Source organism: Streptomyces atratus, assembly GCF_900119365.1.
GTDB lineage: Bacteria > Actinomycetota > Actinomycetes > Streptomycetales > Streptomycetaceae > Streptomyces > Streptomyces atratus_B.
This window is the reverse complement of sequence record NZ_FPJO01000001.1, coordinates 80,044-101,161: the sequence shown is the minus strand read 5'-3', so window position 1 is coordinate 101,161 and position 21,118 is coordinate 80,044. Positions and strand designations below refer to the sequence as shown.

20 protein-coding genes and 1 tRNA gene are annotated in these 21,118 nt (G+C 72.3%); 11 read left to right on the top strand and 10 right to left on the bottom strand.

The window, feature by feature from the left end; genetic code table 11:
* Positions 1-83 precede the first annotated feature (83 nt).
* The 4 genes from BT364_RS00505 (at position 84) to BT364_RS00495 (ending at position 3,989) form a co-directional block, all read left to right on the top strand.
* The gene (locus tag BT364_RS00505; protein WP_072483041.1) at positions 84-1,559 is read left to right on the top strand and encodes an alkaline phosphatase PhoX; all 1,476 of its coding nucleotides are present in this window, start codon (positions 84-86) and stop codon (positions 1,557-1,559) included.
* A 114-nt stretch (positions 1,560-1,673) separates the two neighbouring features.
* Positions 1,674-1,743, top strand: a tRNA-Ile gene (locus tag BT364_RS41265).
* Between the two features lie 356 nt (positions 1,744-2,099).
* Positions 2,100-3,680, top strand: a complete 1,581-nt coding sequence (locus BT364_RS00500) for a TROVE domain-containing protein (protein ID WP_072483040.1) — start codon at positions 2,100-2,102, stop codon at positions 3,678-3,680.
* Positions 3,681-3,758: 78 nt separating this feature from the next.
* Positions 3,759-3,989, top strand: a complete 231-nt coding sequence (locus BT364_RS00495; RefSeq protein WP_072483039.1) for a hypothetical protein — start codon at positions 3,759-3,761, stop codon at positions 3,987-3,989.
* Positions 3,990-4,103: 114 nt separating this feature from the next.
* Here the strand turns inward: BT364_RS00495 and BT364_RS00490 are convergent, their stop codons facing one another.
* The 3 genes from BT364_RS00490 to BT364_RS00480 form a co-directional block, all read right to left on the bottom strand.
* Positions 4,104-5,315, bottom strand: coding sequence for a TerD family protein (locus BT364_RS00490; protein ID WP_072483038.1), 1,212 nt, complete (start codon positions 5,313-5,315; stop codon positions 4,104-4,106).
* A 139-nt stretch (positions 5,316-5,454) separates the two neighbouring features.
* Positions 5,455-5,673, bottom strand: a complete 219-nt coding sequence (locus tag BT364_RS00485) for a hypothetical protein (RefSeq protein ID WP_072483037.1) — start codon at positions 5,671-5,673, stop codon at positions 5,455-5,457.
* Positions 5,674-5,740: 67 nt separating this feature from the next.
* Positions 5,741-6,550 (bottom strand): NAD-dependent epimerase/dehydratase family protein, encoded by an 810-nt coding sequence (locus BT364_RS00480; RefSeq protein WP_072483036.1) that lies wholly within the window; start codon positions 6,548-6,550, stop codon positions 5,741-5,743.
* A gap of 271 nt (positions 6,551-6,821) precedes the next feature.
* Between BT364_RS00480 and BT364_RS00475 the strand changes: the two genes are divergently transcribed.
* Both BT364_RS00475 and BT364_RS00470 read left to right on the top strand, forming a co-directional pair.
* Complete coding sequence (locus tag BT364_RS00475) at positions 6,822-7,781, top strand: 5-dehydro-4-deoxyglucarate dehydratase (RefSeq protein WP_072483035.1); 960 nt, start codon at positions 6,822-6,824, stop codon at positions 7,779-7,781.
* Complete coding sequence (locus tag BT364_RS00470) at positions 7,778-8,956, top strand: hypothetical protein (protein WP_072483034.1); 1,179 nt, start codon at positions 7,778-7,780, stop codon at positions 8,954-8,956. The genes BT364_RS00475 and BT364_RS00470 overlap by 4 nt, the downstream gene beginning before the upstream one ends.
* On the opposite strand, the gene BT364_RS00465 is transcribed toward BT364_RS00470, so the two are convergent.
* The 7 genes from BT364_RS00465 to BT364_RS00435 form a co-directional block, all read right to left on the bottom strand.
* Positions 8,939-10,171, bottom strand: coding sequence for an MFS transporter (locus tag BT364_RS00465; protein WP_256259568.1), 1,233 nt, complete (start codon positions 10,169-10,171; stop codon positions 8,939-8,941). The genes BT364_RS00470 and BT364_RS00465 overlap by 18 nt on opposite strands.
* 227 nt (positions 10,172-10,398) lie before the next feature.
* Positions 10,399-11,850, bottom strand: a complete 1,452-nt coding sequence (locus BT364_RS00460; RefSeq protein ID WP_072483032.1) for a peptidoglycan D,D-transpeptidase FtsI family protein — start codon at positions 11,848-11,850, stop codon at positions 10,399-10,401.
* 64 nt (positions 11,851-11,914) lie between these two features.
* Positions 11,915-12,586, bottom strand: a complete 672-nt coding sequence (locus BT364_RS00455) for a response regulator transcription factor (RefSeq protein WP_072483031.1) — start codon at positions 12,584-12,586, stop codon at positions 11,915-11,917.
* Positions 12,583-13,836 carry a sensor histidine kinase gene (locus tag BT364_RS39705; RefSeq protein ID WP_072483030.1) on the bottom strand — a complete coding sequence of 418 codons (1,254 nt, stop codon included), beginning with the start codon at positions 13,834-13,836 and terminating at the stop codon, positions 12,583-12,585. The genes BT364_RS00455 and BT364_RS39705 overlap by 4 nt, the downstream gene beginning before the upstream one ends.
* A complete protein-coding gene (locus BT364_RS39700; protein ID WP_072483029.1) occupies positions 13,833-14,873 on the bottom strand; it encodes a hypothetical protein in 1,041 nt (346 codons plus the stop codon). The genes BT364_RS39705 and BT364_RS39700 overlap by 4 nt, the downstream gene beginning before the upstream one ends.
* A gap of 90 nt (positions 14,874-14,963) precedes the next feature.
* Positions 14,964-15,437: a GNAT family N-acetyltransferase gene (locus BT364_RS00440; protein WP_072483028.1), complete on the bottom strand. Its 474-nt coding sequence runs from the start codon at positions 15,435-15,437 to the stop codon at positions 14,964-14,966.
* Positions 15,438-15,440: 3 nt separating this feature from the next.
* Positions 15,441-16,211: an IclR family transcriptional regulator gene (locus BT364_RS00435; protein WP_072483027.1), complete on the bottom strand. Its 771-nt coding sequence runs from the start codon at positions 16,209-16,211 to the stop codon at positions 15,441-15,443.
* 208 nt (positions 16,212-16,419) lie between these two features.
* Between BT364_RS00435 and BT364_RS00430 the strand changes: the two genes are divergently transcribed.
* From BT364_RS00430 to BT364_RS00410, 5 genes are all read left to right on the top strand, one after another.
* Positions 16,420-17,940 carry an aldehyde dehydrogenase (NADP(+)) gene (locus tag BT364_RS00430; protein ID WP_072483026.1) on the top strand — a complete coding sequence of 507 codons (1,521 nt, stop codon included), beginning with the start codon at positions 16,420-16,422 and terminating at the stop codon, positions 17,938-17,940.
* Entirely contained in the window at positions 17,937-18,548 is a 612-nt protein-coding gene (locus BT364_RS00425) for a DUF1349 domain-containing protein (RefSeq protein ID WP_072483025.1), read from the top strand. The genes BT364_RS00430 and BT364_RS00425 overlap by 4 nt, the downstream gene beginning before the upstream one ends.
* Positions 18,548-19,063, top strand: coding sequence for a hypothetical protein (locus BT364_RS00420; protein WP_072483024.1), 516 nt, complete (start codon positions 18,548-18,550; stop codon positions 19,061-19,063). Before BT364_RS00425 ends, BT364_RS00420 begins: the two co-directional genes overlap by 1 nt.
* 119 nt (positions 19,064-19,182) lie before the next feature.
* Positions 19,183-19,890: a DsbA family oxidoreductase gene (locus BT364_RS00415; protein WP_072483023.1), complete on the top strand. Its 708-nt coding sequence runs from the start codon at positions 19,183-19,185 to the stop codon at positions 19,888-19,890.
* Positions 19,891-19,997: 107 nt separating this feature from the next.
* Positions 19,998-21,059: an aminotransferase class V-fold PLP-dependent enzyme gene (locus BT364_RS00410; RefSeq protein ID WP_072483022.1), complete on the top strand. Its 1,062-nt coding sequence runs from the start codon at positions 19,998-20,000 to the stop codon at positions 21,057-21,059.
* Positions 21,060-21,118 lie beyond the last annotated feature (59 nt).

Here is a 21,118-nt window from a genome sequence, read left to right as displayed (position 1 = left end):
TCGCCCGCAGTTCAACTGGTGTTGGCACAAGGGCGCGACTGTGGGCGCGCCAACAACCCACCCAGTTGCCCCAGGAGTACGTGATGCCCTTCACACGCAGGGAATTCACCAAGCAGTCCGCCCTCACGGGTGCCGGCATCGCATTGACCGGTACCGTCGCGGCACTGGCCACCGCACCGGGCGCCCTGGCCGCCGGGGACCCGAAGCACGGCCACGACGGCCACGACGGTCACGGCCACGACCACGGTCATGGGCACGGCCGCGAGCCCGGCTACGGGCCGCTGATCGCCGACCCCGAGGGCATACTCGCGCTCCCCGCCGGCTTTTCGTACCAGGTCATCACCCACAGCGGTGTCACCAAGCTGGAGTCCGGTGAGTTCACCCCCTCCAACCACGACGGCACGGCCACGTTCGAGGGCCCGCGCGGCGTCACCCTGCTCGTCAACAACCACGAGCTCAGCGGCGTCCGCGCCGGCTGGGAGCACCCGGTGCCGCTCGCCGAGGGCCTCGTCTACGACCCGGTCGCGGCCGGCGGCTGCACCGTCGTGGAGACCCGCCGCGACGGCCGTACCGCCGAGTGGGTCGGCATCGCCGGTACGTCCACCAACTGCGCCGGCGGCGCCACCCCGTGGGGCACCTGGCTCACCTGCGAGGAGACCGAGGACAGGGCCGGCAAGAACGGCCTGCTCAAGGACCACGGCTACGTCTTCGAGGTCGACCCGTACGACAAGCGCGCCAACCGCGACCCGCGCCCGATCAAGGCGTTCGGCCGGTACGCCCACGAGGCCGTCGTCATCGACCCCAAGCTCGGCCACGCCTACCTGACCGAGGACGCCTCCGGCCCCAACGGGCTGCTCTACCGCTGGGTCCCGCCGCACGGCTTCCGGCACGGCCGCGGCAAGCTGCGCACGCTCGCCGACGACGCCGGTGTCCTCCAGGCCACCAAGTGCTTCGACAGCAACGGCAAGTTCGTCGACGACCTGTCCCGCGCCACGAAGATCGGCACGGTGTACGGCGTGGACTGGGTCGACGTACCCGACCGTGACGCCAAGGCGGTCTCGGTGCGCAAGCAGTTCGCCGACGGCGAGGTCACCCGCGCCCGCAAGCTCGAAGGCATGTGGTGGGGCGACGGCGGCGCCTACATCGTCTCCTCGTTCGCCCGCTCCGAGAGCCCCGCCCAGCACGACGGCCAGGTCTGGTTCTACGACCCCAAGCGCCGCACGCTGACGCTGAAGGTGCTCCTCGGGGTGAACGCCGACCCGTCGAAGGACGGCGCCTTCGACGGCCCGGACAACATCACCGTCTCGCCGTACGGCGGACTGGTCATCGCCGAGGACGGCGACGGCATCCAGCACCTCTTCGGGGCGACCGGGAGCGGCCGCACCTATCCCATCGCGCGCAACGAGCTGAACATCGGCAGCGAGGAGGAGCCGGAGTACAGCGAGTTCACCGGAGTCACGTTCTCGCCCGACGGCCGGACGCTGTACGCCAACATCCAGACGCCGGGCATCATGCTCGCCATCACCGGCCCGTGGAAGCGCCAGCCGAACCGCCACTGACGGCCTGTCGACCGGCGTCCTGTCACGGGCGTCCTTTCGGCCGGTGTTCTTTCGACCGGCGCGCGTAATTCCCTCGCGCGCCGGCCGGGCATCCCTCTAGAGTCCTGTCCGTGCCCAGGTGCGCAGGCAGGACCTACTTCCACTGATAATGGGGATGTCGCGGGTTCGAGTCCCGCCACCGGATCCGTTCCGGTGTAGCTCAGTCGGTAGAGCACCTTCGTCGGTTCCGCCGACCCTGATCTCTGGGCACCCACAACTTCATCAGCATGACTGCATGGCACCTCCCGGTGCGCAGGCTGCGGCTACTTCCTCCCAAGAAACCGCCGCCGCCGACTCTGATCTCGGGAGGCACAGACGCCGGGGGGTGCCCGGTGCGCAGGCGACGGATACTTCCATTGGACTGACGGTTGCGGGTTCGAGTCCCGCCCGGCCACGGCCGGTAGCTCAATCGGGTAGAGCATCAGTGAGCCCGTCGCCGACTCCTGATCTCGGGCACCCTTTTCCGCTGTGCCTTCTCCCAATGAATTCGGGGGAATTCACATGGCACGCTTCAACACCCGCACCACCAGGCCCCGTGTCGCCTCGCCCGTGAAGACGACCGGGCGCACCGCGCCGACCCATCAGGGCGGCCGGGGACATCTGCGTGACAACCGCTCCGAGCTTTTTCTGCTCGCGGTCGCCAATTTCGTTTCGCAGCAGACCTTTTACGAGGACGGCGAGCAGCGCGACGAGCGCTTCGCCGAACTGGTGCGGGTGCTCGCCGTCGGTGACCCCGAGTGGACCGCCGGCCTGCTGCACTGGCTGCGCCGCGACGGCCGGATGCGTACCGCCTCGATCGTCGGCGCCGCCGAGTACGTGAAGGCGCGGCTGGACGCGGGCGCCGAGGACGGACCGTCCAACCGCCAGGTCGTCGACTCCGTCCTGCTGCGCGCCGACGAGCCCGGGGAGCTCCTCGGGTACTGGACCTCCCGCTACGGCCGGGCCGTGCCCAAGCCGGTCAAGCGTGGCATCGCCGATGCCGTGCGCCGGCTCTACAACGGCAGGTCGCTGCTGAAGTACGACACCGCGTCCAAGGGCTACCGCTTCGGCGACATCCTGAACCTGGTGCACGCCTCGCCCGACCCACAGAAGCCGTGGCAGGGCGAGCTGTTCCGGTACGCCCTCGACCGCCGCCACCACCCCGAGACGGCCGTGGTGCCGGTCTCGGACCGGGTCCTGAACGCCCACCGCGCGCTGATGGAACTGCCCACCGGGGAACGGCGGGCCGTGGTCGAGAGCGCCGACGGGGCGGACCGGCTGGCCGCCGCGGGCATGACCTGGGAGGCCCTGGCGGGCTGGCTGCAAGGGCCGATGGACGCCACGGCCTGGGAAGCGGTGATCCCGTCGATGGGCGCGATGGCGCTCATCCGCAATCTGCGCAACTTCGACGAGGCGGGCGTCTCGGACGAGGTCGCCGCGCGGGTGGCGGAGCGGATCTGCGACCCGGCCGCGGTCGCCGCGTCCCAGCAGTTCCCGTTCCGCTACCTCGCTGCCTACCAGCACGCGCCCTCGCTGCGCTGGGCCCACCCGCTGGAGCAGGCGCTCGGCCACGCGCTGGACAACGTGCCTGCCCTGCCGGGGCGGACGCTGGTCCTGGTCGACCGCTCGGGCTCGATGTGGTCGCCGCTCTCGGACCGCTCGCAGCTCAACCGGGCCGACGCGGCCGCGATCTTCGGCACGGCGCTGGCACTGCGGGCGGCCGATGCCGATCTGGTGCAGTTCGGTACGAACAGTGCGCCGGTCGCATATCGCCGGAGTGAGTCCGTGCTGAAGGTTCTGGAGCGCTTCGGCAACCTCGGCGGCACCAACACCGCGGAGGCGGTGCGCCGGCACTACCGGGGCCATGACCGGGTGCTGATCGTCACCGACGAGCAGGCGTCGTTCTCGTACGCCGCGGACGCCACCGCGGCGGTGCCCGCCACTGTGCCCGTCTACACCTGGAACCTGGCCGGGTACCGGGTCGGACACGCCCCTTCGGGCGACGGGATGCGCCACACCTTCGGGGGTCTTTCGGACGCCGCGTTCCGCATGGTGCCGCTGCTGGAAGCGGGCCGGGACGCGGACTGGCCCTGGATCCGCTGATCACGAATCCGGTATCAGTGGGACCCCTGCGGTGAACGGGCATGGCGTCGGGCGTTCCCAGGGCGCATACTCAAGGTAATGAAACAGTCAGCCGGTTCCCGGCGCCATCTGCCCTCCAGTCCCTTCAACCGCCCGGCCCAGGCGGACCCACCGGTCGAATTGTTCGATGTGGGCGACCGGGTGTCGCACGATCAGTTCGGACTCGGCCGCGTCCTCGCCGTCGAGGGCGACAACGACGCGGTGCTCATCGACTTCTCGGGGCGGCAGGGGAGGATCCTGAGCCCGTACTCCAAGCTGACCAAGCTCTGAGGGAGGCGGCGAGCACGCGCGGCGTCCGCGTCCCCGTATCCGTCACGCTCTCCGGCTTCAGGGGCTGCCTGCACCCGCAGGCAGCCCCTGAAGCCGTATCGGGGGCCTTCCCTGTTACAGCGCCTGGGCGGCGGGCTTCACCATGCCGCGGACGGTGCGCGACTTCACGAAGTCGCCCATGGCCGTCATCTCCCACTCGCCGGAGAACTGCTTGATCAGCTTGGCCATCATCACGCCGGTCTGCGGCTCGGCGCCGGTCAGGTCGAAGCGGACCAACTCCTCGCCGGTGGCCGCGTCGACCAGCCGGCAGTAGGCCTTGGCGACCTCGGTGAACTTCTGGCCGGTGAACGAGTTGACCGTGAAGACCAGCCCGGTCGCCTCCGCCGGGATCCGGCCCAGGTCCACGACGATCACCTCGTCGTCACCCGCGCCCTCGCCCGTGAGGTTGTCGCCGGAGTGCTTGATCGCGCCGTTCAGGATGGAGAGCCTGCCGAAGTAGCAGCTGTCCAGGTGGTTCCGGTTGGGGCCGTAGGCGATCACGGAGGCGTCGAGGTCGATGTCCTTGCCCCGGAACGCGGGCTCCCAGCCGAGGCCCATCTTGACCTGGGAGAGCAGCGGCCGGCCGCCCTTGACCAGGGAGACCGTCTGGTTCTTCTGGAGGCTGACCCGGCCCTTGTCGAGGTTGATCTTGCCGCCGGCGGGCGGGGCGGCGGGCGGAGCCGGCGGGGCGGCGGGGGCCGGGGGCGCGGCGATCCGGGGGTCCACCGGGGCCGCGGCGGGCATCGGGGGCGCGACGGGCGCGGGGGCCGGTGCGGCGGCGGGCTCCTCCTCGACCGAGACGCCGAAGTCCGTGGCGATGCCGGCCAGCCCGTTCGCATAGCCCTGGCCGACCGCGCGGGCCTTCCAGGCGCCGTTGCGGAGATAGACCTCGATGACCACGAGCGCCGTCTCGGCACCCAGCCGGGGTGGGGTGAACGTGGCGAGCACGCTGCCGTCGTCGGCGTTGCGCACCGTCGCGGTGGGCTCGATGCCCTGGAAGGTCTGGCCCGCCGCATCCGGGCTCGCCGTGACGACGATCTTCTCGATGCCGGGCGGGACCGCGGTGGTGTCCACCAGGATCGCGTCCGGCGCGGTGCCGCCGCCGGAGCGGTAGGTCACGCCGGGCCCGTTGGGCTGGTTGTAGAAGATGAAGTCGTCGTCGGAGCGCACCTTGCCGTCGGCGGTGAGCAGCAGGCCCGAAACGTCGAGCCGCACCGGTGCGGAGACGTCCACGGCCACGCGGGCCGCGGAGAGAGGGATGTTCGAGCCGGGGGTCATAGCGGTCATGCTCGGGGTAACGAACGACCTCGCTTTGCCGTTCCCTTACCTTCGCGGACCTTCGCGGACCTTCGCGGACCTTCGCGGACCTTCACGGCCTTCGCGGACATACGGCCGTGCGGGGCAGGCGCCCGCCCCGCACGCCCCGTCAGCGGTTGCGCGGGTGGTTGCGGGCGGTGCGCTCGTTGCCGTGCTTGTACGCCCCCGTCCAGCGGGCCATCACCAGCTGCGCGTCCCCCGACTCCACCTCTGCCAGGAACTTCTCCGCCCGGCCGCCGCGCAGTGTGCCCGCGGGGCGGCCGTGGTGGGTGATGGTGATGCTCGCGTCGCCGTGCTGCTCGTACAGGAATCCGGAAGGTCTCGGCATGGCCCCGTATCCTGCCCGGCGCACGGGTGCCCTGTCGCGCGGATTACAGGGCCGCCCCGGGTCGTCGTCAGCGTGGCCAGATCGGCGGATTGGTGCAGAAGTGACCGCCGAGGTGGGCGTGGTCGGGGTTGTCCGGGTCCAGTTCGCCCTGCTCGGCGATGAGCCGGGCCGCGTACGGCTCCGAGTCGTCCCTCGGCTCGTACCCCAGTGCGCGGGCCGTCGTCAGGTCCCACCACAGCCGGGTGTTGTCGGACGAGCCGTGGACGACGGTGTGCCGCACGTCCTCGGCGGTGAGCGCGGCGTGGAAGAGCCGGGCGCCGTCCTCGGGGCTCATCCAGACCGAGAGCATCCGTACCGATGTCGGCTCGGGGAAACAGGAGCCGATGCGCACCGAGACGGTCTCCATGCCGTGCCGGTCCCAGTACAGCTGGGCGAGGTCCTCGCCGAAGGACTTGGACAGGCCGTAGAAGGTGTCGGGGCGGCGCGGGGCGTCGACGGGGATCAGCGGGTCGCCGGGCAGTGGGCGGGGGGTGTAGCCGACGACATGGTTGGAGGAGGCGAACACGATGCGCAGCACGCCCTCCTCGCGCGCGGCCTCGTAGAGGTTGTACGTGCCCTCGATGTTCGCCTTGAGGATCTTGTCGAAAGTGGATTCCAGGGAGATGCCCGCGAGGTGGATGATCGCGTCGACACCCCGCACGGCCTCACGCAGCGCCTCCCGGTCGCCGAGGTCGGCGGTGATCGCGTCCGGCTCGCCCTCGACGGGGACGGCGTCGAAGAGGCGGAGCTCGTGGCCGTACGCGGGCAGCAGGCCGCGCATCAGGGTGCCGAGGCCGCCGGCGGCGCCGGTGAGCAGGACGGTGCGGGGAGCGGGCATACGCGAATCTCCTTGGGACATCAAATCCATGGACGACATTCATATGCATGGACAGGCTAAGAAGTCCTGGCTTTCGGAGTCAAGTGTGGCGGCGGGGGGTGGCCCCCGCTTGCCCGGAGCCGGTTGCTCCGTCTTCGGGGCCGACTGCCTTGCCCGTTCCCTTCCCCTCCCCTTCTTGACCTGCGCCTGGCGGCTGCCTTAGCGTGAAGCCGTTCATGAATATGGACACCGATCAGAATTGTGTACGCCTGAACCCGCTCAGGGAGCGCCAGTGACCTCAGCCCCTCTTGCCGCCCGACTCGGCCGTGTCGCCGGGCCGCTCTTCTTCCCCGTCACCGCGTACGGACCGGACGGCGACGTCGACCTCGATGCCTTCCGCGCACATGTGCGAGCCGGTGTCGATGCCGGTGCGGCGGCGGTCTTCGCCTGCTGCGGCACCGGTGAGTTCCACGCGCTCACGCCTCAGGAGTTCCGCCGTGTCGTCGCCGCGGCCGTCGAGGAGACCGCCGGCGAGGTGCCCGTCGTCGCGGGGGCCGGATACGGCACGGCGCTCGCGATCCAGTACGCGAAGCTCGCCGAGGAAGCGGGCGCGGACGGGCTCCTCGCCATGCCGCCATATCTCGTCGTCGCCGACCAGGAGGGGCTGCTGAGCCACTACGCCGCGCTCGCCGCGGCCACCTCCCTGGAGACGATCGTCTACCAGCGCGACAACGCCGTCTTCACCCCCGCGACCGTCGTCGCGCTGGCCGGGACGCCCGGCGTCATCGGCCTCAAGGACGGCTACGGCGACCTCGACCTGATGCAGCGCATCGTCAGCGCCGTCCGCACCGGACTGCCGGGCCGGGACTTCCTGTACTTCAACGGACTGCCCACCGCCGAACTCACCGGCCCGGCCTACCGGGGCATCGGTGTCACGCTCTACTCCTCCGCCGTCTTCGCCTTCGCGCCCGACATCGCGCTCGCCTTCTACCGGGCGATGGACTCCGGCGACGACGAACTGACCGGGGCCCTGCTCGACCACTTCTACCGGCCGCTCGTGGAGCTGCGCGCCAAGGGCCGCGGCTACGCCGTCTCGCTCGTCAAGGCCGGAGTCCGGCTGGGCGGCCTGGACGTGGGCGAGGTCCGCACCCCGCTCACCGAGCCGCCCGCCGCCCATATCGAGGAGCTCACCGCGATCATCGCGCGCGGCCGGGCCCTGCTGGAGAAGTACCGGCAGGAGCGGCGCGGGTGAAGACCTCGGCCTTCCTCTACCCCTGGGACGTCGTCGGCGACCCGGACGCGGCCGCGCGCGTCGTGGACCTGGGTGTCCAGCAGGTGACGCTGGCCGCCGCCTACCACTCCACCCGGGCACTGACCCCGCGTCACCCCGGTCGCCGCGTCGTCACCGCCGAGCACGCCGCGGTGCTCTACCCGCCGGACGCCGCCCGGTGGGCAGGGCGCACACTTCGCCCCTACGAGCAGTCCTGGGTGGCCTCGGACGATCCGTTCGCCGAGGCCGCCGAGGCCCTCGCCGCAGCCGGCCTGGAGGTGCACACCTGGGTGGTCCTGGCCCACAACTCCCGGCTGGGCGCCGAACATCCGGACACCTCCGTGGTCAACGCGTACGGCGACCGCTACCCCTGGGCACCGTGCATCGCCCGGCCCGCGGTCCGCGCGTACCTGGTCGCACTGGCGGCGGAGGCGGCGGTGCGCGGCGGCGCGCGCGGCACCGAGCTGGAGTCCTGCGGCTGGTACGGCTTCGCGCATCTGCACGCCCACGACAAGGTCGCGGGCGTCGGTCTCGGGGACGCGGCGCAGTATCTGATGTCGCTCTGCTTCTGCTCCGACTGCCGGACCGGCTACGCCGGACACGGCCTGGACGCCGACGGGCTGGCGGCGGCCGTACGCACTGCGCTGGAGCCGGTCTGGGCCGGTTCCGGCTCTCCGGAGGCCGGCCGGGCGGGCATCGAGAAGTTCCTCGGCGCCGACCTCGCGGCCGCGACTCTCCAGTGGCGCGGCAGGGTCGCCCGTACGCTCCAGGAGTCGGCGGTCGCAGCTGTGCGGGCGGCGGCGGAGCCGGGGTTCCAGGTGCTGCTGCACGCCGACCCCGCGACCCATCGCACCGGTGCGAACGTCGGTGTCGACCCGGAGCACATCCTGTCCGTGGCGGACGGTGTGGTGCTGCCCTGCACCGGCGACGACGCGGTGCGCGAGGCCGTACTCGGCCCGTTCGCCGGGCGCGACGGGGTGCTCGCGGCCAACTTCTCCGTGGTCACCGGGATGGGCGGCAGCCCCGCCACGCTGGAGCGGGACGCCGCGCACGCCGCGTCCCTCGGCGCGGACCAACTGCGGCTGTACCACGCCGGGCTGGCCTCCGACCCGGACCTCCAGGCCGTCGCCGGAGCGCTCTCACGCCTTCGCCGATGAGGGAGCCGGGCCGGCGGGGGCGTCCGTCAGCCTCCCCCGCCGGCCCGTCACCAACAGGGCCGCGGTCAACAGCCCCGCCGCGCCGACCAGCGGCAGCAGCACCCGGATGTCCACCAGCGCGATCAGACCGGCGCCGAGTGCCAGCGCCACCGCGTTCGGGACCATCATCAGCGTGTTGGCGGTCGCGGCGGTGCGACCCAGCACGGCCTCCGGGGTCTCCCGCTGCACCGCCGTCATCGCGGCGATCAGCACACACGGCAGCCCGATCCCGACGGCCGCGCTCGCCGCCAGCGCCACCTCGTCGTACGGCAGCGCCCGCGCCCCCACCGCCACCGCGAACAGCGCGATCCCGGCCGCCGTGAACACCTGCTCCCCAAGCCGCCGGAGCAGCGGACCGGCCAGCAGCCCGACCACGACGGACCCGGCGCCCTGCACCGCGTACAGCACGCCCGCGTACGTGGGGGAGTGCCCCAGACCGTCGTCGACGACCGCGTAGACCGCGGCCCCGTTGAGTCCCGCGCACAGCATCGTCACCGAGCCCGCCAGCACGAGCGGCCGCAGCACCGCGGACCCCCACACCTGCCGTATGCCCGCCGTGAGTTCGCCCCGCCGGCCGGTACGGGCGGCCCGGTCCGGCTCCCCGGCCGGCAGCAGCGCGCAGACCCCGGCCGCCAGCGCGAACGACGCCGCGTCCAGCAGCGCCACGGCCCCGCCCCCGAACCGCGTGTACAGTCCGGCACCGGCCAGCGGCGCCAGCAGCTTCATGCCCTCGCCCGCCACCATCCGCAGCCCGTTGAAGTCGCCCAGCAGCCGGGCGTCGACGGCGCCGGCGACCAGCGCCGACTCGGCCGCGTCCATCAGCACGGAACTCGCGCCGTACAGGACGAGCACGACGAAGAGGATCCAGATCCGGCCCGCCGAACCGACCAGGGTCAGCGAGGTGAGCAGCCCCGCCATGACGAGGTTCGACCCGACCAGAAGCTGCTTCCCCGGGATCCGGTCGGCGATCGTCCCGAGCGCCGGCCCGACCAGCACCGGCAGCCACATGGCGAACACGGCGAGCGCCGCCAGACTGTCCGACCCGGTGAGGGACTTGACCCAGACCCCCGCCGCGAGCCACATCGCGGAGGTCCCGAAACCCGAGACGACCACCGCCGTCAGAAACAGTCCGGCCGTACGGTCCCGCAGCACCCGCACCGTCCCCGACCCCGTCACCGAACCCACCGCACCCTCCCTGCCAGCGCCTTCGTCATGGGGACCAGGCTGCCGACCGAGGTGCCCCGGAGGCATCGGGAGGATGCCCTGCTCCGCACCCGGCGCGAGGAGCCGGCCCCGCCCGGGGGTAGGGCACATGCCGGACGTCCCCGAACACCTCCGGCGCGGGTGCGCGCCCGAGGCCGCGCACCCGCGCCGGATCCGGCGTACGGCTCCCGCCGTCCTTGTCAGTCCGCCAGGGCCGCCTTCATCATCTTCTGGGCGATCGGCGCCGCCAGACCGTTGCCGCTGACCTCCGAGCGCGCCGCGCCCGAGTCCTCGACGACCACGGCGACCGCAACCTCCTTGCCGCTGGACGCGTCCTTCGCGTACGAGGTGAACCAGGCGTACGGGGTCTTGCTGTTGCCCACGCCGTTCTGCGCGGTACCCGTCTTTCCGCCCACCTCGGCCCCGGGGATCCGGGCGTTGGTGCCGGTGCCCTCTTCGACGACGGTCACCATGGCGCTGCGCAGCTGCTCGGCGGTGGATTCGGAGACGACCCGCTCGGTGTCCCCGTCCGCGAACTCCTGGAGCGCGCTGCCCTTGGAGTCGGTCACGGCGGACACCATGTGCGGTGCGGCGAGTTCGCCGCCGTTGGCGAGGGCGGCCGAGACCATGGCCATCTGCAACGGCGTCGCGGTGACCTCGAACTGGCCGATGCCGGTGAGCGCCGTCTGCGGGCGGTCCATGCCGGAGGGGTAGACGCTCTTGGACGCCCGTACCGGCACATCGAGCTTGTCGGTGTTGAAGCCGAACTTCTCCGCCATCGACCTGACCTTGTCCTGGCCGAGGTCGACGGCGGCCTTCGCGAAGACGTTGTTGCAGGAGTACTGGAGCGCGGTGCGCAGCGTGGCGTTCTCGCAGGGCGCCGAGGGGTTCTCGTTGCTCAGGACGGTGCTGGTGTCGGGCAGCGTGTACGGATTGGGGCTGTCGGTGCGCTCGTCGACCGAGCCGTACAGCCCGTCCTCCAGCGCGGCTGCCGCCACCACCAGCTTGAACGTGGAGCCGGGTGCCAGCGGCTGCCGCAGCGCGCGGTTGACCATCGGCTTGTCCTCGTCGTCGAGCAGCTTCTGCCAGGCTTCGCCGTCCGCCGTCCCGCTGATCGTCGAAGGGTCGTACGAAGGGGTGGAGACCATGCCGAGGATCCGGCCGGTCTTCGGGTCGATCGCGACCGCCGCCCCCTTGTCGTCGCCGAGCGCCTCGTACCCGGCCTTCTGCACGTCCGGGTCGATCGTCGTCAGGACGTTGCCCGGGGCCGCCTGCTTGCGCGTCAACGCGTCCAACGGATTCTTCAGCCGGTCGTCGGTGCCGTCCAGCACATGGCTGTAGATCCCTTCGAGCTGCGTGGAGCCGTACGCCTGCGAGCTGTAACCGGTGACGGCCGCGTAGAGCTCGCCCTGTGTGTAGGTGCGTTTGTACGCGAGGTCGCTGCCCACCGTCCTCTTCGATCCGGTGACCGGGTTCCCGGCCACGATGATGTCGCCGAGCGGCTGCGCGTACTGCGCGATGGTCTTCCGCCGGTTGTGTTCGTTGTCTGCGAGCGCCTTCGCCTGATACGCCTGCACCCAGGTCGCCCGCAGCAGCAGCGCGAGAACCAGCAGCAGGCAGAAGACCGAAGCGTGCCTGATCGTTCTGTTCATCCCGCCCGAGGGACGAGCGGGGCTCCGCGCACCGTTCCCGAATGCGCCGATTCTCACCGGTTTCTCATGCCGGACCGGCGTGGCCCGGGGCGATGAATCCCGACTCGTACGCCGCGATCACGGCCTGGGTGCGGTTCTGCGCCCCGGTCTTCGCGAGCACCGCCGCCACATGCGTCTTCGCGGTCGCGGGCCCCACTCCCAGCCGCCCGGCGATCTCCGCGTTGGTCAGCCCCGCCGCCATCAGCCGCAGCGCCTCCGCCTCCCGGTCGGTGAGCCGGGACGCCCAGCGCGGGGGCTCGGCCGCACGCTTGCGGTACTCGGCCGCGAGCGCCCGTACCGCCGACGGGAACAGCAGTGTGTCGCTGCGGGCGACCAGCCGCACCGCCCGCACGAGGTCCTCGGCCGCCACCCGCTTCAGCAGGAAACCGGCGGCCCCGGCGACCAGCGCGTCGTACACGTAGGAATCGTTCTCGAAGGTGGTGACGACGACGATCCTCGGGGGACGGTCGAGCGTGCCGAGGATCTGCTCGGTGGCCCGGATGCCGTCGATCTCCGGCATCCGCACGTCCATCAGCACCACATCGGGGCGCAGTTCCCGCACCACGGACACCGCCTCCGCGCCGGTCGCCGCCTCGCCGACGACCTCCAGACCGGGTTCCGCGTCCAGGATGACGCGCAGCGCGGTGCGTACCATGCGCTCGTCGTCGGCGAGGACCACCCGCACCGTCGTGCTCATCGGCTCTCCTGTCCGTCCGTACGCAGGGGGAGGCGGGCGGCCAGCCGCCACCCGCCGTCGTGCGGCCCGGCCTCCGCGCGGCCGCCCAGCAGCACGGCCCGCTCGGCGATGCCGCGCAGCCCCCTCCCGCCCCCGGGCCGCACCGCCGCGGCCCGCTCCGGCAGCGGACTGTCCAGCGTGACCGCCAGCTCCGCCGCCCGCACCGTGATCCGCAGCTCCACCGGCACCCCGCCCCCGCCGTGCCGCAGCGCGTTGCTCAGCCCCTCCTGCACGATCCGGTACGCCTCCCTCGAAACTGCGGCCGGGACCGTGCCGGTGTCGCCACGCACGGCACAGGAGACGGGGACCCCGCAGTGCTTCAGCAGCCCGTCCAGCGCGTCGAGCGCCGGGCCGGTCATCTCGGACGCCCCGGGCTCCTCGCCGCTGCGCAACAGGCCGAGCACGGAGTCGAGTTCACCGACCGTGCGCCGGGTGGTCTCCTCGATCGCGGCCAGCGCCTCGCGGACGAACTCCGGGTCGCTGTCCAGGACCCTGCGGGCCGCGCCCGCCTGGAGGGTGACGGCGCTCAGCGCGTGGCCGACCGAGTCGTGCAGCTCCCGGGCGAGCCGGTTGCGCACCGCCAGATCGGCCGCCCGGCGTTCGGCCGCGGCCAGCCGGTCCTGGGGCGTCGGGCCCAGCAGCACCGGCGCCCGGCCCGCCAGCAGCGCCCCGGCCCACGCGGCGCAGCAGGCCACGGCCACCAGGATCGCCAGTCCGGCGAAGGGGAGCAGGGCGAGAATCCACGGCCGGTCCATCACCTCGGGCAGACCGAGAGTCCGGGATTCGCGCAGCGACCGGGAGAACGGCAGCGCCATGATCGTCCCGGCGAGCGGGGGCATGGTCAGCGTCAGAGCGCTGACGACGCCGCCGAGCCCGAGATGCAGGGTGTACCAGCCGGCCGTGCGCACCCGCGCCTGCCGGGTTCCGGCGGGCCCGTCGGCGAGCGGCCGGTCGCCGGGGACGCCGCACAGCGCACGGGCCGCGGCCACCGAGAGCGGCCGGGCCGGTGCGAGGAGCGCGGTGACCGCGGCCATGGGCAGGGCGCAGGCGAACGCGGTGAGCTGGTGGGAGACGGACGAGAAGGGGGCGGGGTCCGGGCGGAGCCGGCCGACGACCACCAGCGCCGCCAGGAAGTACGGCATCAGCAGCGCGCCACCGATGATCAGGTGCAGCCAGCGCCGCCGGGCCCGCCGCCCGAACAGCGGCCTCACGCGCGGGCGCCGGCGGGCCGTGCGTCCGGTGCCGTTCCGGTGGAGCCGGGCAGCCGGACGGCCGCGCGTTCCGCGAAGAAGTACCCGCCGAGAGTGACCACCAGCGCTCCGAGCAGCATCTGGACACCGTAGATCAACATCATGGCCGGGGTGGGCTGTTCGGCAATGCTCCCGGTCCCGGTCAGTGCGGCGAGGCTCAGCCAGCCGCCCCAGCAGGCCGAGGCTCCGGAGCCGCCCCAGGCCAGGGCGAGCGGTACGGCCAGGGGGAGCGCGGAGCGGCGGCGGAAGGCGAGCAGCAGCACGCCGGCGGCCGCGGCGACGGCGAAGAGGGTGTTGAGCGACTCCATGACGTAGAAGACGTTGTTCCGGTCCGCGGCCCTGCTCTCGTTGAGCCCCGCGGCCGAACCGGTGGCCCACACCAGATGCGTGACGGCCGGTGCGATCGCGAGCAGTGAGGCGAGGACCGCGGTGGTCCGCAGGGCGGGCCCGGTCGGGCCCGGCCGGAGGTCCCTCAGTGTGCCCTTCCACAGCCGGCCCCAGCGGTCCTGGGCATACAGCGCGAAGAGGGCGCCGAGGGCGAGGCCCTGGAGGATGAAGCCGCCGTAGACGACGCCGAAGACCCAGCCGTCCAGGAAGGAGGGCTCGTTGTTCCCGGCGCCGGTGTCCGCTCCGCCGGCCAGGCCGACCACCAGTTGCAGGGGGTACCCGGTCATGATCGGCAGCAGCAGCCCGGACGCCACCCACATGGGCAGGGCGAGCAGCCGGGCGGGCACCCGCCGTCCCCATGCCTGGGTGAGCAGCAAGGCGAGGAGCACGACGGCGCTGTCCAGCAGGATCGTGACGGCGTTGGTGACGATCATCGTGGTGCGGTGGTCGAGCAGCGGGCTGTCGTCCGGGATGCCGATGCGACTGCCCGAGACCCAGGCGGTCTTGAGCGCGATGTACGGCAGGGTGGAGACGATCGTGAGGGTGCGCAGTGCGATGCGGGTGCCCGGCCGCCGTGCGGCGGCGGACGTGGCGAGTGGTGTCCGTGTCATGACACCCACGCTTCCGCGCGGGCCGCTCCGGCACGTCGTGCCCCGCGACGATCCGCCTCCGCCGCGCGGCGGAGACGGACCGCCGCCGGGTCATCCCGGCAGGGTGAACAGCAGCTCGTCGGTCTCCTCGCCGCGGGCGTGGGCGTACCCGTGGTCCTCGCCGGTGACGGTGAATCCGCACTTCTCCAGGACCCGGCGCGAGCCGGTGTTGTCGGCCGCGGCCCGTGCGTGCAGCGGGCGTTCGGGTACGGCGTCGAGCAGCGCCGACAGCGCGGCCGTCGCGAGCCCCCGGCCCCACTGCGCCCGGTCGATCCAGTAGGTGACCTGGCGATCGCCCAAGGGCCCGTACACCCCGGCGTTGCCGACCACCGCCCCGTCCGCGAGCACCGTGCGCATCACGACGGAGCCGTCGGCCAGGATGCGCTGCCAGTGGGCGTCGAAGGCGTGCCGGTCGGTGGGGTCCTCGCTGGTGAAGGCGGCCGTCCTGACCGACTCCGGGTCGGACATGAACGCGAAGAACAACGGCAGGTCACCGGCCTGGACCTCGCGCAGGGAAATCCTCACGGGTCAGAGCCTCCGGGTGGCGAGCGTCAGCCGGTCCCGGGCGTCGAACAGCGCGTCCTTCACCATCTGTTCGTGCGCGGGCGTGAGCCGGGCGACCGGCACCGAGCAGCTGATGGCGTCGCGGGCGGGGGTGCGGTACGGGACGGCGACGCCGAAGCAGCGCAGTCCGAGGGTGTTCTCCTCGCGGTCCACCGCGTACCCCTGTTCGCGGATGAGGTGCAGCTCCTCGATGAGTTTCTCGCGGTCGGTGATGGTGTGCTCGGTCAGCGCGGGCAGCGTCTCGGGGAGCAGCTTGCGGACCTGCTCGTCGCTGTGGGTGGCCAGCAGCGCCTTGCCGAGCGAGGTGGAGTGGGCGGGCAGCCGGCGGCCGACGCGGGTGAAGGGGCGCAGATAGTGCTGGGACTGCCGGGTGGCGAGGTACACCACGTTCGTTCCGTCGAGACGGGCCAGGTGGATGGTCTCCGTCGTGTCGTCGGAGAGCCGGTCCAGGGTGGGCCGGGCGGCCGCGACGACCTCGTCGCCGTCGATGTACGAGGTGCCCACCAGGAGGGCCCGTACGCCGATCCCGTACCGCGTGCCCGTCGCGTCGGTCTCCACCCAGCCCAGCTCCACCAGCGTGCGCAGCAGCATGTACAGGCTGGACTTGGGATAGCCGACGGCCTCCTGCACCGCGGCGAGCGAATGCATGCCGGGCCGCCCCGCGAAGTATTCGAGCAGCTCCACCGTCCGTACGGCGGACTTGACCTGTGCCCCACCGGATTCGGCAACCGACATCGCCCTACGCCCCTTCCAGACCACTTGCGAAACCCTGAGACTTCTTGCACCCGACGACTGCTTGAACCGGACGACTTCCGGAACCCGGTGGCTCCTTGCCAACATTGAACGCCCGGAAATAGAGTCGCTGCATATTCACGATCAGGAACTCTGTTCAGAATACCGAACAACTTCTGACATGTGCGGCAGTGGAGCGGAAGGAATCACGGTGGCAGCAGCACCAGTCTGGAGCGTCGACCCCCGCACCGGGAACCCGCGCGAGCAGGTTGCGGTGGAGGCTACAGCGGAGGAGGTCGACCGTGCGGTCCGGGCCGCCCACGCGGTACGCGAATCGCTCGCCGACCGCACCGTGCGCGCAGCCTTCCTGCGCACCGCGGCCGATCTGCTCGCCGAGGCCGGGGAGCACGTCATCGAGGCCGCCGACGCCGAGACCGCGCTCGGACCGGCCCGGCTGACCGGTGAACTCGCACGCACCGCCGCCCAGTTGAGGGCCTTCGCAGAGGTCGTCGACGAGGGCGCCTTCCTCGACATCCACATCGACCACGCGGACGCCACCCGGACCCCGCCCTGGCCCGACCTGCGCCGCTACAAGATCCCGCTCGGCGTCGTCGCCGTCTACGCGGCCAGCAACTTCCCGCTCGCCTTCTCCGTCCCCGGCGGCGACACGGCGAGCGCGCTGGCGGCCGGCTGCCCCGTCGTCGTCAAGGCGCACCCCGACCACCCCGCCACCTCCGAGCTGTGCGCCTCCGTGCTGCGCAGGGCGGCGGCCCAGGTCGGCCTGCCCGAGGACGTGCTGATCCTGGTGCACGGCTTCGACGCGGGCATCGAGCTGATCGGGCACCCGCTCGTCACCGCCGCCGGGTTCACCGGCTCGGTCCGCGGCGGACGCGCCCTGTTCGACGCCGCGGCGGCCCGCCCCCGGCCCATCCCCTTCCACGGCGAACTCGGCTCCCTGAACCCCGTCGTCGTCACCGAGGCGGCCGCCGACGAGCGCGCCGAGGAGATCGGCGCAGGGCTCGCGGGCTCGATGACCATGGGGGCCGGCCAGTTCTGCACCAAGCCCGGCTTCGTCCTGGCCCCGGCGGGCGAGAGGGGCGACCGGCTGCTGAAGTCCCTCACCGACGCGGTCAGCGACACCGAGGCCGCGGTCCTGCTCGACCACCGGATGCGCGCGGCCTTCGTCGAGGGCGTACGGACCCGGGCCGGACTCCCGGACGTGGAGGCGCCGGTCACCCCCGGCGCGGGCGGCGACCACACCGTCTCGGCCGGCTTCCTCACGGTGCCGGCGCACCTCCTCGCCGCCGAGGGCCCGCACGACGAACTCCTGGAGGAGTGCTTCGGCCCCGTCACCGTCGTCGCCCGCTACACCTCCGACGCGGAGGTCACCGCCGTGCTCTCCCGGCTCCCCGGCAACCTCACCGCCACCCTCCAGACCGCCACGGACGGCGCCGACGCCGACGCCCCCGCACTCCTCGCGGCCCTCACCCCGCTGGCCGGCCGGGTCCTCGTCAACGGCTGGCCGACCGGCGTCGCCGTCGCCCCCGCCCAGCACCACGGCGGCCCCTACCCGGCCACCACCTCCACCTCCACCTCGGTCGGCGCCACCGCGATCGAACGCTGGCTGCGCCCGGTCACCTACCAGACGACCCCCGAGGCCCTGCTCCCGCCGGAGCTCCGCGAGGACAACCCCCTGGACCTCCCCCGCCGAGTGGACGGACGCCGGGCATGACCCCACGACTCCCTGAACTCCCCTTCGAACTAACCGAGTTCGGCCCCAGCGGTGACTGGACGTACGAGAACGGCACCCTGACCGGCCGCGCCGGCGCCCGCCAGGACCGCTTCGTACCACCGGGCGGCGAATCCCTCGACTCCATCAGCGACGCCCCCCGCCTCCTCGGCCCCGCACCCAGGGGCGACTTCCAGCTGCTCGCCCGGGTGAAGGCCGGCTTCGCGGCGGCCTTCGACGCCGGGGTGCTCTACCTCCACGTCGGGGAACGGGAGTGGGCCAAGATCTGCCTGGAACTCTCCCCGGACCGCCCCACCGTCTGCACGGTCGTCACCCGCGGCCATTCCGACGACGTCAACTCCTTCACTGTGGACGGCGACAGCTGCTGGCTGCGCCTCAGCCGCACGGGCAACGCGTTCGCCTTCCACGCTTCCACCGACGGCGAGAAGTGGACGTTCGTCCGCGTCTTCGCCCTCGGTGAGCCGGAGCGCGCGGATGACGCCTCGGTCGGCTTCCTGGTCCAGTCGCCGACGGGCGAGGGCTGCGAGGCGTCCTTCGACCGGATCGCGTTCCGCACGACGGGTCCGGACGACCTGCGGGACGGGAGCTGATGACCGCCCGGAGCGGGGAGGCGTTCGGGACCGGCCGCGCGGTCCTCGATACCGAGGCGCTGCTCGCCGGGCCCGTACCCGCCACGGGCCCGACGGTCGACGAGGGGGAGCCGGACACCGGGGAGTGGAGCGCGACCGCCGGCGAGGGGTTCCGGATCGTGCCGCTCTGGGAGAGCGGTGATCTCATAGGTGTGTACGAGCGCGAGTGGGAGGAGGCCGAGGAGGCCGCCTCGGGCCATCTCGCCGATCTCGTGGGCGAGTTGGACCGCCGGTGGGGAGCCCACCGGGCCGCGGGCATGCGGGTGCCGATCTTCCGTGACCTCGCGGGTGAGCCCCTGCCGCCGCTGTACCGGGCGCTGTGCGACAAGGACTGTCTCGGGGACCTGGCGGTGTGGGGGCCGGTGGACGGCCGGTGGGTCGCCGTATCCCTGAACCAGTGCGACGGCGACGCGCCGATGATCCTGGTGGCCGTGGTCGCCGACCGGCCGATCGTCGAGCTCGACGACGCGGAATGACAACGGGGAATGAGGGAGTCCGCCCCCGTGTTGTGCACGGGGGCGGAGGGTGGCTCCGCACCATCTGAGCCGTACGCCGTCCGAGCCGTACGTACGAGGACACGGAGAGAAGAAGAGACATGCGCGTCGAGATCTGGAGCGACATAGCCTGCCCCTGGTGCTACATCGGGAAGGCCCGCTTCGAGAAGGGCCTGGCCGGGTTCGCCCACCGCGACCAGGTCGAGGTCGTGCACCGGTCCTTCGAGCTCGACCCCGGGCGCGCCAAGGGCGACACCGCGCAGGTCATCGACATGCTGGCGCAGAAGTACGGGCGCACCCGTGAAGAGGCGCAGGCCATGGAGGCGAATGTCGCGGCCAACGCGCAGGCCGAAGGGCTCGGCTACCTCACCGAGGGCCGTGACCACGGCAACACCTTCGACATCCACCGGCTGCTCCACCTGGCCAAGGCCCGCGGCCGTCAGGGCGAGCTGCTGAACCTCGCCTACCGGGCGAACTTCGCCGAGGAGCGGTCCGTCTACGACGCGGGCGTGCTGGTCGGGCTGGCGGTCGAGGCCGGGCTCGACGCCGACGAGGCGCGCGCCGTGCTCGCCGACCCGGAGGCGTACGCGGCCGAGGTGCGGGCCGACGAGCGGGAGGCGTCCGAGCTGGGTGCCAACGCGGTGCCGTTCTTCGTGCTCGACCGGCGCTACGGCATCTCCGGCGGCCAGCCCGCCGAGGTCTTCGCCCAGGCGCTGGAGCAGGCGTGGAAGGACCGTCCGCTCACCGCGATCGGCGGGGACGCGGCGGCGTGCGACGCCGACGGCGCCTGCGAGGTTCCGCAGGCCTGAGGCGCGGCGTCCGAGGCCGTTTCCAGCGGCACGGACAAGCAGTGCTTGGGTGTTCTCCTCAACTTTTCGTAATTGACCAGAGGTTGAGGGGGCCCCAGGCTGGGCGTATGGAGACTACTTCGCTCAGCAGTGCGGTGGACGCCGAGTTCGCGCCGAGGACGACCTATCTCAACACCTCCACCTGCGGGCTGCTGCCCCGGCGGACCGTGGCGGCCGTGCGGAGGCTCGCCGAGGCGATCGCCGAGGGCGTCACGGACGGCTCCGGCGACTTCGAAGTGGTGGAAGCGGCCCGGACCGGCTTCGCCCGCCTCGCCGGGGTCGACACCGACCGGGTCGCCGTCGGCAGCTCGGTCTCCGTACACGTCGGGCTGATCGCCGCCTCGCTGCCGCCGGGGGCCGAAATCGTGGCGCCCGAGGGCGAGTTCAGCTCCGTCGTCGGCCCCTTCGCGGCCCGCGGCGACCTCAGGATGCGCTACGTCCCGCTGGACCGGCTGGCCGAAGCGGTGGGACCGGGCACCGCGCTCGTCGCCTTCTCCTCCGTGCAGTCGGCCGACGGCCGGATCGCCGACCTGAAGGCGGTGCGCGCGGCGGCCGCCGCGCACGGCGCCCGGACACTGCTCGACGCCACCCAGTCGGCCGGCTGGCTGCCGCTGGACGCCGGGGAGTACGACTACACCGTCACCGGCGGTTTCAAGTTCCTGCTCTGCCCGCGGGGCGCGTCGTTCCTCACCGTCACCGAGGAGGCGCAGCAGAGCCTGCCGCCGGTCTTCGTCGGCATGTCCGCCGCCGTCGACCCCTGGAGCAGCACGTACGGACCGGTCGAGCGGCTCTCCCCGACCGCGCGCCGCTACGACGAGCCGCCCGCCTTCCTCTCGTACCACGGCGCAGAGCGGTCCCTCGCGCTGCTGAGCGAGGTCGGTGTGGGGACCATCCACACCCGTGCCACAGGGCTCGCGGCCCGCATGCGGGCGGGGCTGGCCGGGCTGGGGCACGAGGCGGTGCCGGGGGAGTCGGCGATCGTGGCCGTGCCCGGTCTTGGCGTGCGGGAGCCGGAGCTCGCACGGGCCGGGGTGGTGGTCTCGAACCGGGCGGGGAGCCTGCGCGCCGCCTTCCACCTGTACAACACGGAGGCCGACGTGGACCGGGTCCTGGACGTGCTCTCCGGCTGACTCCGCACGCCGGGGATCGGCGGAGCCCGGGGCAGTCCCCGGTCTCCCGGCAGAGGTCC

Excerpts from the sequence above, each read along its gene's own strand:
- BT364_RS00485 (WP_072483037.1), bottom strand. The coding sequence starts at position 5,673 with ATGCCGAGACCTTCCGGATTCCTGTACGAGCAGCACGGCGACGCGAGC.
- BT364_RS00410 (WP_072483022.1), top strand. The coding sequence starts at position 19,998 with ATGGAGACTACTTCGCTCAGCAGTGCGGTGGACGCCGAGTTCGCGCCG.
- BT364_RS00495 (WP_072483039.1), top strand. The coding sequence starts at position 3,759 with ATGAAACAGTCAGCCGGTTCCCGGCGCCATCTGCCCTCCAGTCCCTTC.
- BT364_RS00460 (WP_072483032.1), bottom strand. The coding sequence starts at position 11,850 with ATGAACAGAACGATCAGGCACGCTTCGGTCTTCTGCCTGCTGCTGGTT.
- BT364_RS00425 (WP_072483025.1), top strand. The coding sequence starts at position 17,937 with ATGACCCCACGACTCCCTGAACTCCCCTTCGAACTAACCGAGTTCGGC.
- BT364_RS00500 (WP_072483040.1), top strand. The coding sequence starts at position 2,100 with ATGGCACGCTTCAACACCCGCACCACCAGGCCCCGTGTCGCCTCGCCC.
- BT364_RS00505 (WP_072483041.1), top strand. The coding sequence starts at position 84 with ATGCCCTTCACACGCAGGGAATTCACCAAGCAGTCCGCCCTCACGGGT.
- BT364_RS00435 (WP_072483027.1), bottom strand. The coding sequence starts at position 16,211 with ATGTCGGTTGCCGAATCCGGTGGGGCACAGGTCAAGTCCGCCGTACGG.
- BT364_RS39700 (WP_072483029.1), bottom strand. The coding sequence starts at position 14,873 with ATGACACGGACACCACTCGCCACGTCCGCCGCCGCACGGCGGCCGGGC.
- BT364_RS00415 (WP_072483023.1), top strand. The coding sequence starts at position 19,183 with ATGCGCGTCGAGATCTGGAGCGACATAGCCTGCCCCTGGTGCTACATC.
- BT364_RS00480 (WP_072483036.1), bottom strand. The coding sequence starts at position 6,550 with ATGCCCGCTCCCCGCACCGTCCTGCTCACCGGCGCCGCCGGCGGCCTC.
- BT364_RS00420 (WP_072483024.1), top strand. The coding sequence starts at position 18,548 with ATGACCGCCCGGAGCGGGGAGGCGTTCGGGACCGGCCGCGCGGTCCTC.
- BT364_RS00455 (WP_072483031.1), bottom strand. The coding sequence starts at position 12,586 with ATGAGCACGACGGTGCGGGTGGTCCTCGCCGACGACGAGCGCATGGTA.
- BT364_RS00490 (WP_072483038.1), bottom strand. The coding sequence starts at position 5,315 with ATGACCGCTATGACCCCCGGCTCGAACATCCCTCTCTCCGCGGCCCGC.